This window comes from Kitasatospora sp. NPDC053308, from assembly GCF_055585785.1.
This window is the reverse complement of the sequence record NZ_JBVJJY010000007.1, coordinates 140,822-155,701: the sequence shown is the minus strand read 5'-3', so window position 1 is coordinate 155,701 and position 14,880 is coordinate 140,822. Positions and strand designations below refer to the sequence as shown.

Sequence of the window (14,880 nt, the reverse complement as noted above, 5' to 3'; positions counted from 1 at the left end):
CCGGCGGACGGTGGTCATCATCGGCGGAGGGCTCGGCGGCCTGTCCACCGGCTGCTACGCGCAGATGAACGGCTACCGCACCCGGATCCTGGAGATGCACGAGATTCCCGGCGGCTGCTGCACCGGCTGGGAGCGCGGCGAGTTCACCTTCGACTGCTGCGTCAGCTGGCTGCTGGGCAGCGGCCCGGGCAACGAGATGCACCGGATCTGGCTGGAGCTCGGCGCGCTGCAGGGCAAGCGGATGCGCAACTTCGACGTCTTCAACGTGGTGCGCACCCGGGACGGCCGGGCGGTGTACTTCTACTCCGACCCTGACCGGCTGGAAGCCCACCTGCTCGACCTGGCCCCGGAGGACGCCCCCCGGATCCGGCAGTTCTGCGCCGGGCTGCGCAAGTTCCGCCTGGCACTGGCCCGTTACCCCTTCCTCAAGCCGGTCGGCCTGATGGGCCGGTGGGAGCGGTGGCGGATGCTGGCCTCCTTCCTGCCGTACGTCAACGTGATCCGGCGCTCGATCACGGTGCTGATGAGTGACTACGCGGCGCGCTTCCGCAGCCCGCTGCTGCGCGAGGCGTTCAACTTCGTCCTGTACGAGAAGCACCCCAACTTCCCGGTGCTGCCGACGTACTTCCAACTCGCCTCGCACGCCGGTCAGTCGGCCGGAGTCCCGGAGGGCGGATCGCTCGGCCTCGCCCACTCGGTCGAGCAGCGCTACCGGAGGCTCGGCGGGGAGATCACGTACAACGCCAAGGTGACCGAGATCCTGGTCGAGCGGGACCGGGCGGTCGGGGTGCGGCTGAGCGACGGCCGGGAGGTCCGGGCGGACATCGTGGTGGCCGCCTGCGACGGCCGGACCACCATGATGGACCTGCTCAAGGGCCGCTACCTGAACGACACCTACCGCCGGCTGTACACCAGGACCATCACCGAGCCCGGCATGGTCTTCCCCGGCTACCTGACCGTCTTCCTCGGCCTGCGGCGCCCCTTCCCCGCCGGCGACCCGTGCACCACCTACCTGCTGGAGGACGAGCTCGCCGCCCGGCTCACCGGCATCCGGCACCCCAGCATCAACGTCCAGTTCCGCAGCCGCCACTACCCGGAGCTCTCCCCGGCCGGGACCACCGTGGTGTACGCCAGCTACTTCTGCGACATCGCCCCCTGGCGGAAGCTGAGCACCGGCCCCGAGCAGGCGCCCCGGCTGCGGCGCGGCGAGGAGCTGCACACCCTGCCGGTGGGCCGCGGGCGCGAGTACCAGCGGGAGAAGCGCCGGGTGCGGGACGCCGTGATCGAGTTCCTGGACGGTCACCACCCCGGTCTGAAGGAGGCGGTGGCCGTCAAGGACGTCTCGACCCCGCTCACCCAGGTCCGCTACACCGGCAACTACGACGGCACGGTGCTGGGGTGGCAGCCCTTCGTGGAGAGCGGCGAGACCCTGGAGGAGGAGATCAAGCGCAACGGCCCCGGGCTGCCGGGGCTGGCGAACTTCTACCTCTCCGGCGTCTGGGCGACCACCGGCGGGCTGATCCGGGCCGCGGCGGCCGGCCGGCACGTCGTCCAGTTCATCTGCCGGGACGACCGCAGGCCGTTCACCGCCGAGATCGACGACCACGCGCCGCCGCCCACCCTGCTCATCGAACCGGTCGGACCCGCCGACCGGCAGTTTGGAGTCACCTCGTGAGAGTCGAGAAGTGGATCGTCCGGGAGCACGTGGACGGCGTGCCGGACGTCGCGCGGATGTACCGCAAGGTCGTGGAGGAGATGGACGTCCGGCTCGCCGCGGACGAGATGCTGCTGCGCACCCGCTACGTCTCGGTCGACCCGTACCTGCAGGGCATCGCCCTGGACACCCCGATCGGCGACCACATGGGCGCCGACTCGATCATGGAGGTGCTGCAGGCCGGTCCGGCCGCGCGGTTCGCGGTCGGCGACCTGGTCCAGGGCTTCGGCGGCTGGCGCACCCACCTGGTCAGCAACGGCGCGCCCCGGCTCTGGCAGACCGGCACCTTCCCGATGGTCTTCCCGGCCTTCCGCCGGCTGGAGCCGGACCACTACGACGAGGCGCTGCCGCTGTCCACCGCGCTCGGCGTGCTGGGCGGGCCGGGGATGACGGCCTGGGGCACGGTCGAGAAGTTCCTGGAGGTGCGCGCCGGGTCGACGGTGCTGGTCAGCGGGGCCTCCGGGGCGGTGGGGTCGCTGGTCGGGCAGCTGGCCCGGCACCGGGGCGCCCGGGTGATCGGCACCACGGCCACGCCGGAGAAGGCCGAACGGCTGTGGGAGCTGGGCTTCGACGGGGTGGTGCTCTACCGCGACGGCGACGCCCCGGAGCGCCTGGAGAAGGAACTCGCCGAACTGGCCCCCGACGGCATCGACCGCTACTTCGACTGCCTCGGCGGGGTGCTGACCGACGTGGTCTTCGGCATGCTCGCGGTGGAGAGCCGGGTCGCGGTCTGCTGGCAGTGGGGGAGCCAGGTCGGCGGGGACTGGACGGGCCCGCGGCTGCTGCCGATGATCATGTTCCCGCGGACCACCATCCGCGGCATCTTCTCGCTGGAGTGGTTCACCGAGGAGAACTGGGCCGCGCTGCGCCGGGACCTCGGCACCCTGGTCCGCAGCGGGGAGCTGCGCTACCAGCAGACCGTCCACCGCGGCTTCGACCGCATCCCCGACGCGTACCGCAGCCTGTACACCGACCGCTCGGCGAGCCGGGGGAAGGTGCTGGTCGAGCTCTGAGGGCCCGGTGGGCGGGCCGGGGATGCCGCTAGCTAGCCTGCGAGGCCGGCGGCGCGGAGGCGGCGGTGGACCGCCTCCCACTCCGGGGCGACCGGATCCGTCCGGCGGGTGCCGACGCCCAGGTCCTTGAACCCGCTGGAGGTCGACACGCAGACCACCGGGCCGTCCGAGAGGTCCGGCTCGCCGAGGCTGCGCAGCCCGGCCAGGCCGGCCGCCGCGGACAGTTCGGTCCACAGGCCGGCCCGGGCCAGTTCGCGCTGGGCGTCGGCGAGGCGGCGGTCGTCCAGGGTCAGCGCCCGGCCGCCGCTCTCCCGCAGTGCGAGCACCCCGCGGAAGCCGCTCATCGGCGCGGCGATCGAGTAGGCGTCGCTCGGCCCGACCTCCACGTGGGCGGCCGGGAGGCCCTGCTCGACGGCCCGGGCCAGCGGGCCGGATGCCGCCGACTCGCAGGCGTGGATGCGGGGCACCCGGTCGGTCAGGCCCAGCCGGCGCAGCTCGGCGAAGCCCTTCCAGATGCCGAAGAGCAGCTCGCCGTACCCGACCGGGACGAACACCGCGCTCGGGGTGCCGATGTCCTGGAAGATCTCGTAGGCGACCGTCTTGTAGCCCTCGGGCCCGAAGGCGTGCCCGGTGTGGGTGGTGGTCAGGTTGCTCACCGGGTGCAGGCCCAGACGGTCCACCACCTGCCGCAGCAGTGGCCGGCGCGCCTCCCACGGCACCGGGAGGACCACCGCGCCGTAGGCGGTGAGGAAGGCGTCGACGTTCGGCGGGAGGTCGGGGCCGGTGAACACGACGCAGGGCAGCCCGGCGCGGGCGGCGTAGGCGGCGGCCGAGGCGCCGTGGTTGCCGGAGGAGGCCACCGCGATGCCGGGCGCGCCGACGCCGACGGCGGCGCTGGTGGTGCAGCGGTTCAGCCGGTCCTTGTGGCTCCACGTGGGGTTGCGCGACTCGTCCTTGACGTACACCCCGGGCTCGATCTCGATCAGCGGCGTGGCGCCCTCGCCGAGACCCGGGGCGAGCAGCGGCGGCAGCAGCGGGGCCCAGCGCTCCAGGCCGCCGCGGCTCGGGGCGGGGGCGAACAGGCGCTCCCGGTCGACCTCGTCGTAGGCGTAGTCGACCTCGACGGGGTAGGAGACGTCCTCCGTGCTGGTGCGCGGGCAGCCCGCGGTCAGCGGGGGCCGGAGGGGGTGGCGCAGGCCCTGGCCGAGGCCGCCCTCGCCGAGGGAGAGTTGGCCGGTTGCGAGGGAGTCCGTCGTCGCCATGGCAGGAGACTAACCGGGCGGCCGCCCTCCGGTCCGGTGGTTTCCGATCTTCGCTTCCCGGCCCGTGCGCCGGGCCGGCCGCGCGGGGCTACTGACCCTGGCGGATGGCGGAGACGTCGAACTCCAGGACCACCTTGTCGCCCACCAGGACGCCGCCGCCCTCCAGGGCCGCGTTCCAGGTGACGCCGAACTCCTTGCGGCTGATGGTCACCGAACCCTCCAGGCCCACCCGCTGGTTGCCGTACGGGTCGACGGCGGTGCCGGTGTACTCGAAGTCGATGGTGACCGGGCGGGTGACGTCCTTGATGGTGAGGTCGCCGGTGACCGCGTACTCGGTGTCGGAGCGCGCCTCGACGGCGGTGGAACGGAAGGTGATCTCCGGGAAGTTGGGAGCGTCCAGGAAGTCGTTGGTGCGCAGGTGCTGGTCGCGCTGCTCGACGCCGGTGTCGATGCTCTCGGCCTTGATCACCACCTGGGCGGTCGAGCGGGACGGGTCCGCGCCGTCGAGGTGGGCGGTGCCCTCGAAGGTGTGGAACGCGCCGCGGACCTTGGTCACCATGGCGTGGCGCGCGACGAAGCCGATCCGGCTGTGCGCGGGATCGATGACGTAGTCGCCGGTGAGGTCGGAGAGGTCGGTGGTCATGGTCGGGCTGCCTCCTGGTGCGGATGTCGGTGGTCCCCGGACCACGCTAGGGGGAGTTTCCGATCGTCGCCCGTTGGGTTGGGCCTGGTCGGGCCCGGGGAGGGAAGGAGCGTCGGGAGTACCGGGACGACCAGGGGGCCGGGATGGACAGCGGGATCGGGGCAATGGTCGAGGCGGTCGCGGAGGCGCGGCGACAACTGCGGGAGAACGCGCTGCCGAAGGCGCGGGAGGGTGGGCGTGACAAGGTTCCGCAGTCGGACGAGGCCGCGTTGATGGGCGCACTCGCCGGGCTGATGGAGGCCGTCGTCGATCTCGCCTTCGCCGCCTCGGACCGGATGACCACGAACGACAGCAACACCGCGTACCTCAAGGTGGGGAGGAGAATGCGGGACCAGGCCCGTTTCCTGCGCGACGACGAGCGCACGGTGGCGGCACGGGTGGAGCCCGCCGGGCCGAAGGGACCCTGACCCGGCGGGCGGCGGCTCACTCCGAGGTGAACAGGAGGGCGACCAGCCGGCCGTCGGCGTCGCGGCCCTCGTAGCAGCCGGCCGCGTCCCCGATCATCGGGAAGGCCAGCACGTTGCAGCCGGTGCGCTCGTCCACCGTGACGTCCACCCAGGCGCGCGGCCGGCCGTCGGCGTCGGGGGTGGCGAGCTCGGCCTCCACGTGCGCCACGAAGGCGTCGAGGTCGGGGAAGGCCGCCGGACGCTGCCCCTTGAAGCGCAGCGCGTCCATCGCGATGCCGTCCCAGAGGAAGCCGAGGGTCGGGCCGAGCGGCTGGTAGTCCTCGATGGCGTCCTCGAACTCGGCCTCGGCGATGACCTCGGGTTCGGCGAAGGGGATCAGCACCATGGTGACGTCCACCCGGTCCTCTCCGGTGTCCCGGTCCTGCCAGCGCTCCACCGCGATGTGTACGGGGTGCCTGCCGTGCGGCAGATCGCCGCAGTAGGACCACTCCGGCGCGTCGGGGCTGCAGAAGACCAGGTCCGAGGCGATGGTCAGGTCTCCGGCGTAGGGGTATTCCCGGGGGATCTCGCCCTCGGTGTACTCGTCCGCCAGCTGGTGCATCAGTGTGTTCATATCCATGCCGGTCATGGTGGCAGCCCCCTCCGACAGTCCGGCGGGGGGCTGCCACCCGGGGGCTCAGCGGTGGGCGGGGAACTGCACCACCTGCTGGTACGTGGGCCGGTTCTGCCAGGTGGACTTGGCGTCCGTCACGCCGCCCAGCGGGCGCTGGATGACGGTGTCGGCGCACCACTTGTCGCCGGCGGAGCAGTCCGTGTCGCCGGGGTAGACCTGGGCCGGGGTCTGGGCGGCGGCGCGCTTGAGGGTGTCCAGCAGGACGCCCCGGCAGGCGGTGAGGTCACCGCCGCCGCAGAACGGGCGGGCGAGCGGGCCCTTGACCTGGTCGCCGTGGACGGCGCGCAGGTCCTTGTCCAGGTAGCTCCACCAGCCGTACTGGAAGGCCGAACCCTTGTGCGGGATGGACTCGTTGGCGCTCACCGGGCCGCCGCCGGGGCCGGTCTGCCCGCCCGAGGGCGACTCGTTGATCTGCAGCGCGCCGGTCAGCGCGCCGAACAGCTGGTCGCCGAGGCCCGGGCGCATCACGCCGTCCGCGAGCAGCGGCCACCAGGCGTCCATCACCCGGATCGCGGTCGCGTCCGCGTAGGCGTGGCTGCCGGGGGACGTCTCCTTCCGCTGGGCACCGTCGGCAAGCCAGGACTCCAGCTGCTGCAGGGCGGTGAGGGTGGCCGGGTCGGTGACCGGTGCGCTGCGCAGGATCCGGATAGCGTCGGGCAGGACGTCCTCCGCCCGCAGGTCGGCCAGAGCGGCGCTCTCCATGGCCTGGGTGAGCGAGACCCGGCTGACCTTGCCGCCGCCCGCCAGCAGGGCCTTGACCCGGTCGTCGAGCAGGTTGCCGCGGTGCACCGAGCCGTTGCCGAAGCCGGCCGAGGTGTAGCCGTTCGCCTGCTTGTTGTTCCAGGAGACGTAGTAGTCCTGGTCGACGGACTGCGGGTGCTCGGCCGCCGGGGTGTACCGGGCGGTGTTGGCGGCCGGGTCGAATTCGGCCCACTCGTAGGCGGGCCGGGCGAGCACGGGCAGGCCGGCGTCGACCCCCGGGGCCCGCACCGGGTTGCTGCCGGAGTTGTAGTAGGCGATGTCGCGGGAGTCGGCGTAGAACCAGTTGAAGGTGTAGTTGATGTCCTGCGCGGCCTTCTGGAAGCTCGCCGCGTCGTGGACCGCGCCGGGGTCGTTGAGCTCCTGGAAGCCGATGATGGAGTCGGCCTCGTGGCGGTAGGTGGAGCGCAGCGCGGTGAAGGCCACCGGGGCGCCGCCGACCGTGCCGCGGGCGGTGACCAGGCCGTACTTCGAGCGGTACATCACCAGGGTGTAGGAGCCGGCCGCGGTGGAGTCGGCGGTGGTCGGGCTCCAGGCGTTCTTGCGCTCCAGCCGGTCGAAGGGCAGGCACTGGCCGTGCCAGAGGTAGGAGCCGGCGGCGGTGGTGACGGGCGAGCCGTCGGTGGTGCAGAGCGGGACGGCGTAGGTGTCGGTGATGTCCTGCCCGGCGGAGGTGGCGCTCCAGGCGTAGTCCTGGCCGCGGCCGAGCTGCACGTAGAAGCTCAGACCGGCGAAGGCGGCGCCGCGGGCGCTGATGCCGGGGCCCTGGATCTCCTCGAGCATCAGCAACTGCGGGGCGAAGTAGCCGGTCTGCGGGCCGAACACGGCGACCGGGTGGCCGTCGTCGGTGTGGGCGCCGGAGACCAGCAGGGCGTTGGACATGCCGTGCTTGGCGGTCAGCAGGTTGCCCGGCAGCACGCCGGCGGCCGTGGTGGCGGCGGAGTTCGCGGAGCCGGTGGCGTCGTAGACCATCCGCTCGGGCACCACCGAGCCGGGATCGGGCAGCGCCTCGCCCTGCGGCTGGTCGGGCACGGTCGCGTACGGGAAGCTCTGCCCGTCGTGCAGGGTCTGGACGGCCTCCGGGTCGTCGGCCTCGCGCAGCGACTTCCACAGCGCGTCGCCGGCGTCCTTGCCGTAGCGGGCCTCGGCGGCGGACTTGACCTGGGCGGAGGCGAGTTCACCGCCGCCGCCGGAGCCGAACAGGGCGCCGACCACGGAGGCGAGGGCGACCAGGTCGGTGAGTTTGAACGGCTCGATGGACCCGGCGTTGGTGATCGGGTCGATGTGGCCGGTCAGGTCGTACTCGCCGGGGAAGGTGCGGGCGTTGTACGCCTCCTTGGCGTACTGGTTGATGCCGTCGAGGTAGGCGTTGGCGTCGGCGAGCGCCTGGGTGGCCCGGCCGCCGCGGGCGGCGATGGCGTCGATCTGCTGCTGCAGTTCGGCCTCGGTGTACGGCGCGGCCTGCCAGAAGCTCTGCTCCAGTTGGCGGTTGGCGCCGGCGCCGCCCGCGAAGCCGGAGAGCTGGCCGCGGCCGACGTGCCGGAACAGGTCCATCACCCAGAGCCGGTCCTGGGCGGCGGCGTAGCCCGCGCCGAACTCGGTGCCGTAGCGGGTGGTGCCGGCGATGTGCGGGACGCCGGTGGCCTTGTCGCGCACGATGGTGACGTCCGGGCGGGGGCTGGTGGTGCTGGCGACCTGGTCGGCGGGGACGCCGAAGGAGGCGTCGTTGAAGAAGTCGCGCAGCTTGGCCTCGGTGAGGCCGGAGTAGCCGGACGCGAGGGCCGCGTACGGGCCGAGTTGGTCGTCGGTGTGGGCCGGGCGGGTGCCGAACATCCGGTTGAGCAGGATGTCGGCGAGGGTGGCGTTGCCGTTCTCGCCGGGCGGCAGGATGTCGTTGCAGTGGCCGCCGCAGTAGTCGTTGGCGGCCGCGGTGGGGGCGGTCGGCGCGGCGGGGGCGGCGGTCGCGGTGGGGGTGGTGGTCAGGGCGGCGGTGACGAGCAGGGCCGACGCGAGGGCGGCGGCCGGGAATCGGAGGGGGTGGGGGCGTAGGCGCAAGGCGGACTCCTCCGTCGTAGCCACGGGGAGTCGACGGTAGGGGTGCTACTGGACGGTTGGCTAGTGGCGTGCATGCCATTTCCCCGGGCGGGTGGTCAAGGTGACGATGCGTCGGCGCGGGAGGGAGGGGCGTCAGGCCTGGTGGTCGGTGGTGTCGGCTGGGGGTGGGGGCCTCGGGGCGCGGGGTGCGTTGCCGGTGGTGCCGGAGGTGGGTGGGCGGTCCGGCGGTGGGGTGGCGGGGCGGTGGGGTGGCCGGGCGGTCCGGCCGGTCAGCGGCTCGCGGAGAGGCGGCCGGCGAGCCGGGCAGCGGCGGTGGCCGCGTCCGTGACGGGCAGGCGCGGGGCCAGGTCGGCGAGGAGGTGGCGCAGACGGTCGTGGACCGGGCCCGGTGAGGTGGCGACCGAGCCGGTGAGGACGAGGGGTTCCCCGGGGACGGCGGTGGTGCGGACCAGGCCGGCCAGGTGGTCGGCGGCGGTGCGGGCGATGGCGAGGGCGCTCGGGTCCCCCGCCTCGGCCAGGCGGGAGACCAGCGGGGCGAGCTCGGCGAGTCGCCGCGGCGGGCCGTCGTAGGCCCAGCGCAGCAGGAGGTCGGGGGAGCCGGCGGCGCAGTGGCCGCGTACGGCGGTGCCGAGCGGGCCGTCCGGCTCGGCGTGGGCGTGCCGGAGCGCCTCCCGGCCGAGCCAGAAGCCGCCGCCCTCGTCGCCGAGCAGCCACCCGAGCCCGCCGCTGCGGGCGAGCGTCCGGGTGCCGTCGAGCCGGACGCAGATCGTGCCCGTCCCGGCGATCAGGACGGTGCCCCGGCCGTCGCCGACGCCGCCGGAGGCCAGGGCCGGGACGGTGTCCGGGACGAGCCGGACCGGGCAGCGGAGCCCGAGCGCGCTCCGGAGCCGTCGGGCGAGGCCGTCCGGGTCGGGCAGGGCCCGGTACCCGGCGAGCCCGACCAGGCAGGCCGCGACCCCGGCCGGATCGCGGCGCCCGAGCGCGGCCGAGACGGCGGCGGCCAGACGGTCGACCGTGCCGGCCGGGTCCTGTCCGGCCGGGTTGGCGCCGCCGCACTCGGCGCCGGCGAGCCGGGTGCCGGCGGCGTCGAGGAGGACGGCGCGGGTGCGGCTGCCGCCCGCGTCGACGCCGAGGTGCAGGGTGCTCACGGGGCGGCTCCGGAGGGGCGGAGGAGGTGGGGCCGGACCGCCGCCGGACAGGTCCGGCGGCGCGGGGCTGATCGGCGGCCAGTCTGCCAGCTGAGGCGCCAGGTCCGTCGGTCCCTGGGCGGAGCGGGCGAGGCGGGCCCGCAGGCCGTTCCGCACCCGCGCGGGCGACTGGCGCGTGCCTCCGCCCCGCGGACGTGCTCGACGCCCGCCGTCGGCCGGGGTGGGGAGCGCGGTGGGGCGGGAGCCGGCGGGCGCGTCAGGCCCTCCGGGCCGGGGAGCTCCGGCGGGCCGGGGGCGCGATGCGGACCCGCTGGGTGGCGGGGGCGCGTTCGAGGTCGTCCAGCTGGGCGAGGATGGTGGCGCGCAGGTCGTCGTCGTCCTCGAAGTGGTGGTCGTTGAAGAGCGTGTAGCCCGTCCACATCAGGTTGGCGCAGACCCGGGCCGGCACCCGGCCCGTCCGGGCGCCCATGCCGACCAGGGCGACCGAGCGTATGGAGCCCGGCTCCAGCCGGTTCTGCCGGTGGACCGCCTGGAAGGCGGCGGCGCAGGCCAGCGCCACGTTCAAGGTCTCGCTGACGTTCTCCGAGGAGGTCTCCATCGTCGGGGCCGAGATCAGGAACCGGGGGTTGACGGCGCCGGACGGCACGCACACCGCGCTGCCGACCGGGAGCGAGCCCGCGTGACCGTCCCGGATCGCCTTCTGCACCCGCAGCTGGATGCCCGCGCCCAGGTGCCGCTTGATCGCCGCGTCCGTCCCGCCGTCCATCCGGCCGCGGGAGTTGGTGGGGCTGACCCAGGCGTCGGCCTTCGTGGCGAGGAGCGAGGCGTGGCGGACCTCCACCCCGGGGGTGTCGGCGAAGGCCGCCCGCCAGGACTCGACCACCGTCGCGTTGAGGTCGGTCAACACCACCGAGAGCGGTGACTGCGTGCGGTCCGTGGTCATGGGTGTGCTCCTGCCGGTCGGTGCGGCCTGCTGACACCGACGAAGCTAGCGGGCGCCACCGACAATCCGTCCGCGGTCCTCGGCCGCCGCCGTCCGCGCCCGTCGGCGGCGCGTCCGGCCGGGCCGGACTGTCGGACCCGGCTGGTAGGACTGTCGTGTCAGCCAGGGGAGCTGACGGGTCGTCAGGCGCGTCCCGTCCGCCCATCCGTACCGCCCGACCAGCCGGAGTTGCACCACCATGAGCGTTGTCGACACCCCCGCCCAGCCCGACCCGAACGACCCGCTCGCCCTCGCGGAGCTGTTCGCCGGCGGTGGCGAGCCGTGGCTCCCGCTGCTGAAGCCGGTCATCGAGGCCCAGCCCGGCGCGGCCTCGTTCATCGGCCCCGGCCGCGGCCCGGCCGTCGTCCCGGTCCGCGAGCTGACCTTCCAGGCGCTCAAGCCGCACGCGCCGCACAAGTGGAAGGTGGTGGTCTTCGGCCAGAACCCGTACCCGCGGCCGGAGAGCGCCACCGGCATCGCGATGTTCGACAACACCTTCCACGACTGGAAGGACAGCACGTTCGGCCGGGTGGTCAGCATCCGCTGCATCATCAAGGCGGCGGCGATGTGGAAGTACGGCATCCCCAAGAAGACGCCGATCGCTGACATACGGGCGCTGCTGAAGGAGAGGGAGACCGTCCAGCCGCCGGAGTGGTTCCAGGCGATGCTCACCCAGGGCGTGCTGCTGCTGAACGCGGCGCTGACCGCCAGCAGTGACGGCGCGATGGGGCCGGACCAGCACACCGGTTTCTGGCGGCCGGTCGCCGAGCGGATCGTCGAGGAGATCCTCCGGGCCAAGCAGCAGGCCGCCGAGGAGGACCGCTACGTGGTCTTCGCCTGGTGGGGCGCGCACGCGCGCACCCTGAAGAACGTCGTGCTGCGGCTGCAGAAGAAGTACCCCGAGGTGGAGGTCCGGCACATCGACCACGCCAACCCGGCCGCCCAGGGCGACGTCTTCTGCGACGGCGAGCACTTCGCCACGGTGAACGCGGCGCTCGCCGCGCTCGGCGCCGAGGAGGTCGACTGGCTGCCCAGCACCGGCTGGAACGCGCAGTCGGACGGCGCCGGCGGGGCGGACGGCGGGGTCGCCGAGCGGATGGGCGCGTTCATCGCCTCCACCATGGAGCTGCACCAGCTCTACCTGGACCGCCTGGCGAGCGTGAAGGACGAAGGCCTCGTCCTGCCCGCCATCACCGGTGTCTTCGACACCCCGTTGACGGGGTTCCGGGAGGCCGCGGCCCCGGTCGCCGCGGTGCTGCGCGGCCTGGACCGGCACGTCGAGCTGTCGCACGACTTCGGCAAGCGGCGGGCGGACGAGGCGGCGGCCGGCCTGTCCGCCGACGAGATCGCGGCGCTGTACCTGTACACCTGCGAGTCCGCCTTCTACCGGGAGATCAACGCCGTCCTGCGCTCGCCCGACCGCAGCCGGCTGGCGCCCTACCTCCCGTACCTGCGGCTGCTGTTCGCGGCGGTGTCGCGGCTGCCCGTCCGTACCGAGCCGCTCTGGCGCGGGGTCTCGCTGGACCTGCGCCGGCAGTACCCGGTGGGCAGGACGGTGACGTGGTGGGGCGTGTCCTCCTGCACGTCCAAGCTCGCGGTGGCCCAGGGCTTCCTCGGCAGCCGCGGCAAGCGGACGCTCTTCGAGGTGCGCCCGGCCCGGGCCGCGGGCATCCAGAACTTCTCGGCGTTCACCGGCGAGGAGGAGTTCATCCTGCTGCCCGGCACGCAGCTGGAGGTCACCGATGTGCGGACGGAGCGCGGCGGCCTCTGCACCGTGACGCTCACCGAGTCGGCGGAGGCGCCCCTGGTGTCCTGAGCCGAACGGGTCGCGCCGCCCGTCCTCCAGCCGCTCCGCTCCGGCCTGCCGTGCCTCGCCGGCCGCCGCGCCTCACCCGTGGACCAGGCGCATCGGCACGTGCACGACGGCCAGGGCGGCCGCCGCCGCCGCGAAGCCGAGGACGGCACCGGCCGCGACGTCGCCCGGGTAGTGCACGCCCGTGTGCACCCGGGAGTAGCCGACGGCGACCGCCAGCGCCCCGAGCGGCACCGCCGCCGGGGGCAGCACCACCCCGACCGCAGTGGCGAAGGCCGTCGCCGAGGCCGTGTGTCCGGACGGGAAGGAGGCCGACTCCGGCATCCGCACCTGCCGCGCCACGCTCACCCGGGCCTGTTCGCGATCGGGCCGGCGCCGGTGGACCAGCTGCTTGCCGAGCAGGTTCGCGCCCACCGAGGCCAGCGCGACGGCGGCGACCCCGGCCGCCGCCGCCTGTCGGGGCCGGCCGGGAACCAGGGCGAGGCCCGCGGCGACGGCCAGCGAGATCTTGGAGTGGTCGGCCGCGCGGGACAGCCGCCGCAGCGCGGCGTCCAGGCTCGGCGTCGGGGTCGCGGCGACGGCCGCGTACAGCGCCCCGTCGACCGCCCGGAGGTCGCTGAGCACGCCCGCCCCGCTGGGCTTGGCGGGCGGAGCAGTGGTGGTGTTCCGGTCAGGCATGGGTCCGTCCCTCCGAGTCCCCAGCAGAGTCCTGGGCGATGTTCCGAGCGGAGCCCCGAGCGGAGCCCCGCCGGGCGTCCTGTTCGGCGTCCGCTCCCGTGTCGGGGCCGCCGCGGTCGAACGCCAGCGTGGCCAGCTGCCGCCAGTCCAGCCGCGGCGTGACGGGCGTGACGCCCGGGCGGTCGCGCGGCACCAGCACCCGCAGCGCGCCCGCGCCGAGCGTGCACACCACCGGCGTGCGCATCCGCAGCGCCTCGCCGTCGACGGCCACCGCGATCTCGGCCTCCTCGGAGGTCACCTCGACCCGGTGGGCGGTCATGACGGTCAGCCCGGTGGACTGGGCACCCCGGACGGCCAGGTCCGCGGCCTGCGCCGCGCTCTCCACCCGGATGCCCATCACCCCCAGCACGCCGCTGTCGAGACGGGGACGGCGTCCGCCACCGTCCAGGTCGTCCGGGGAGCCGTACGGGTTGTTGCTGACCAGCAGCGCCTGCTGGGCCGAGAGCGGCCCGCCCGCGGCCGAGGCGGGCGCGGCGCCCTCGAACGTGGCGTCGATCCGCCGCACGCCCTCGCCGACCAGCAGGTCCGGCAGGAGGTTCAGGATGGTGCCCGCCTTGTCGTCGCGGTACTCGGGGCGCTGCACGATGTCCGCGTACACCCCGAAGGAGACGGTGTTGACGAAGGGCCGGCCGGAGACCTCGCCGAGGTCGACGCGCAGCTCCTCGCCGTCGGTCAGTGCGTCGAGGCAGCGGGCCGGGTCCTCCCGGTCGAGACCGAGGTCCATGGCGAAGTGGTTGCGGGTGCCGGCGGAGACCACCAGGAACGGCAGGTCGTGCTCGGCGGCGACCGCGGCGACCAGTGCCTGGGTGCCGTCACCGCCCGCGACACCCAGCAAGTCGGCGCCGTCGGCCACCGCCTCGCGGGCGAGCGCGGCCACGTCGGTGTGGACGGCGGGGTCCAGCAGGACCACCCGGGCGCCGAGCCGCTCCGCCCGCTCCACCAGCCCGAAACGGCCGACCTTCCCGTCCCCGGACTTCGGGTTCATGATCAGCACCGGATGTCGCGGCCGCGCCGCGGGCACCGCCGGTGCCGCCCTGGCCGGGCGCGCGCGACGCAGTGCCCAGCGGCCGAGAGCCAGCGCGGCACCCCAGGCGAAGAACAGCAGCAGCGCCGTCGGCCACAGGTCGTGGAAGGCGAACAGCACCACGACGCCGACCGGCGCCGCGACCGCGAGCAGTGCCCCGAGCACCCGCACGGCGCCCCGGTACGCCAGGAACCACCAGGCGCCGGCCGCCCACACGACCAGCGCCAGGAACCCCAACGCGACCACCTCCAGGCCGCCGTCGCCCAGCGCGACCAGCAGCACCACGACGGCGCCGACCGCGGCCAGCAGCGCGCACCGCGCGAGCACCCGCGCGGTCCGGTCGGCGGAGCGCGTCCGAGGCGTGTCGTCGATGTCGACCTCCCTGAGCCGTGTTGCCGTCATGTGCCGGGTTGTGCAGGGCTGTGCCGTGCTCTGCCGCGCCGTGCGGGCGGTCCGTTCCAGCAGCCTGCGCAACCCGGCGCCGGGAGGCATCCCGGCCCGGCTGTCCGGGTGACCGCCCCGGACGGCCGTACGCTACCCCGCTCCGGGAAGTACACACGTCCGCCCGCGGTCTGCGGTGTGGCGGTGC

12 protein-coding genes are annotated in these 14,880 nt (G+C 74.2%); 4 read left to right on the top strand and 8 right to left on the bottom strand.

Translation table 11 applies throughout. From position 1 onward, the window contains the following. Window positions 1-10 precede the first annotated feature (10 nt). On the top strand, window positions 11-1,675 hold the full coding sequence (locus ACZ6Y7_RS18245; protein WP_465759121.1) for a phytoene desaturase family protein: 1,665 nt from the start codon (window positions 11-13) through the stop codon (window positions 1,673-1,675). Continuing rightward, window positions 1,672-2,727, top strand: coding sequence for an MDR family NADP-dependent oxidoreductase (locus ACZ6Y7_RS18240; protein ID WP_465758905.1), 1,056 nt, complete (start codon window positions 1,672-1,674; stop codon window positions 2,725-2,727). The genes ACZ6Y7_RS18245 and ACZ6Y7_RS18240 overlap by 4 nt, the downstream gene beginning before the upstream one ends. A gap of 32 nt (window positions 2,728-2,759) precedes the next feature. Here the strand turns inward: ACZ6Y7_RS18240 and ACZ6Y7_RS18235 are convergent, their stop codons facing one another. Further along, complete coding sequence (locus ACZ6Y7_RS18235; protein WP_465758904.1) at window positions 2,760-3,989, bottom strand: threonine synthase; 1,230 nt, start codon at window positions 3,987-3,989, stop codon at window positions 2,760-2,762. Between the two features lie 88 nt (window positions 3,990-4,077). After that, window positions 4,078-4,632 (bottom strand): YceI family protein, encoded by a 555-nt coding sequence (locus ACZ6Y7_RS18230; protein WP_465758903.1) that lies wholly within the window; start codon window positions 4,630-4,632, stop codon window positions 4,078-4,080. 143 nt (window positions 4,633-4,775) lie between these two features. Here ACZ6Y7_RS18230 and ACZ6Y7_RS18225 point away from each other — a divergent pair, with 143 nt between their 5' ends. Further along, window positions 4,776-5,099 (top strand): hypothetical protein, encoded by a 324-nt coding sequence (locus ACZ6Y7_RS18225; RefSeq protein WP_465758902.1) that lies wholly within the window; start codon window positions 4,776-4,778, stop codon window positions 5,097-5,099. Window positions 5,100-5,115: 16 nt separating this feature from the next. Here the strand turns inward: ACZ6Y7_RS18225 and ACZ6Y7_RS18220 are convergent, their stop codons facing one another. The 4 genes from ACZ6Y7_RS18220 to ACZ6Y7_RS18205 all read right to left on the bottom strand — a co-directional run bounded on the left by ACZ6Y7_RS18220 (window position 5,116) and on the right by ACZ6Y7_RS18205 (window position 10,677). After that, window positions 5,116-5,718: a hypothetical protein gene (locus tag ACZ6Y7_RS18220; RefSeq protein WP_465758901.1), complete on the bottom strand. Its 603-nt coding sequence runs from the start codon at window positions 5,716-5,718 to the stop codon at window positions 5,116-5,118. 57 nt (window positions 5,719-5,775) lie between these two features. Further along, window positions 5,776-8,586 carry a penicillin acylase family protein gene (locus ACZ6Y7_RS18215; RefSeq protein ID WP_465758900.1) on the bottom strand — a complete coding sequence of 937 codons (2,811 nt, stop codon included), beginning with the start codon at window positions 8,584-8,586 and terminating at the stop codon, window positions 5,776-5,778. A gap of 269 nt (window positions 8,587-8,855) precedes the next feature. Continuing rightward, window positions 8,856-9,734: an N-acetylglucosamine kinase gene (locus ACZ6Y7_RS18210; RefSeq protein WP_465758899.1), complete on the bottom strand. Its 879-nt coding sequence runs from the start codon at window positions 9,732-9,734 to the stop codon at window positions 8,856-8,858. 256 nt (window positions 9,735-9,990) lie between these two features. Next, entirely contained in the window at window positions 9,991-10,677 is a 687-nt protein-coding gene (locus ACZ6Y7_RS18205; protein WP_465758898.1) for a macro domain-containing protein, read from the bottom strand. 238 nt (window positions 10,678-10,915) lie between these two features. Between ACZ6Y7_RS18205 and ACZ6Y7_RS18200 the strand changes: the two genes are divergently transcribed. Further along, window positions 10,916-12,532 (top strand): ADP-ribosyltransferase domain-containing protein, encoded by a 1,617-nt coding sequence (locus ACZ6Y7_RS18200; RefSeq protein ID WP_465758897.1) that lies wholly within the window; start codon window positions 10,916-10,918, stop codon window positions 12,530-12,532. Between the two features lie 72 nt (window positions 12,533-12,604). On the opposite strand, the gene ACZ6Y7_RS18195 is transcribed toward ACZ6Y7_RS18200, so the two are convergent. Beyond that, entirely contained in the window at window positions 12,605-13,207 is a 603-nt protein-coding gene (locus tag ACZ6Y7_RS18195; RefSeq protein ID WP_465758896.1) for a phosphatase PAP2 family protein, read from the bottom strand. Beyond that, window positions 13,200-14,693, bottom strand: a complete 1,494-nt coding sequence (locus ACZ6Y7_RS18190) for a diacylglycerol/lipid kinase family protein (RefSeq protein ID WP_465758895.1) — start codon at window positions 14,691-14,693, stop codon at window positions 13,200-13,202. The genes ACZ6Y7_RS18195 and ACZ6Y7_RS18190 overlap by 8 nt, the downstream gene beginning before the upstream one ends. Window positions 14,694-14,880: the final 187 nt, after the last annotated feature.

Excerpts from the sequence above, each read along its gene's own strand:
- ACZ6Y7_RS18220 (WP_465758901.1), bottom strand. The coding sequence starts at position 5,718 with ATGGATATGAACACACTGATGCACCAGCTGGCGGACGAGTACACCGAG.
- ACZ6Y7_RS18235 (WP_465758904.1), bottom strand. The coding sequence starts at position 3,989 with ATGGCGACGACGGACTCCCTCGCAACCGGCCAACTCTCCCTCGGCGAG.
- ACZ6Y7_RS18190 (WP_465758895.1), bottom strand. The coding sequence starts at position 14,693 with ATGACGGCAACACGGCTCAGGGAGGTCGACATCGACGACACGCCTCGG.
- ACZ6Y7_RS18205 (WP_465758898.1), bottom strand. The coding sequence starts at position 10,677 with ATGACCACGGACCGCACGCAGTCACCGCTCTCGGTGGTGTTGACCGAC.
- ACZ6Y7_RS18195 (WP_465758896.1), bottom strand. The coding sequence starts at position 13,207 with ATGCCTGACCGGAACACCACCACTGCTCCGCCCGCCAAGCCCAGCGGG.
- ACZ6Y7_RS18200 (WP_465758897.1), top strand. The coding sequence starts at position 10,916 with ATGAGCGTTGTCGACACCCCCGCCCAGCCCGACCCGAACGACCCGCTC.
- ACZ6Y7_RS18230 (WP_465758903.1), bottom strand. The coding sequence starts at position 4,632 with ATGACCACCGACCTCTCCGACCTCACCGGCGACTACGTCATCGATCCC.
- ACZ6Y7_RS18225 (WP_465758902.1), top strand. The coding sequence starts at position 4,776 with ATGGACAGCGGGATCGGGGCAATGGTCGAGGCGGTCGCGGAGGCGCGG.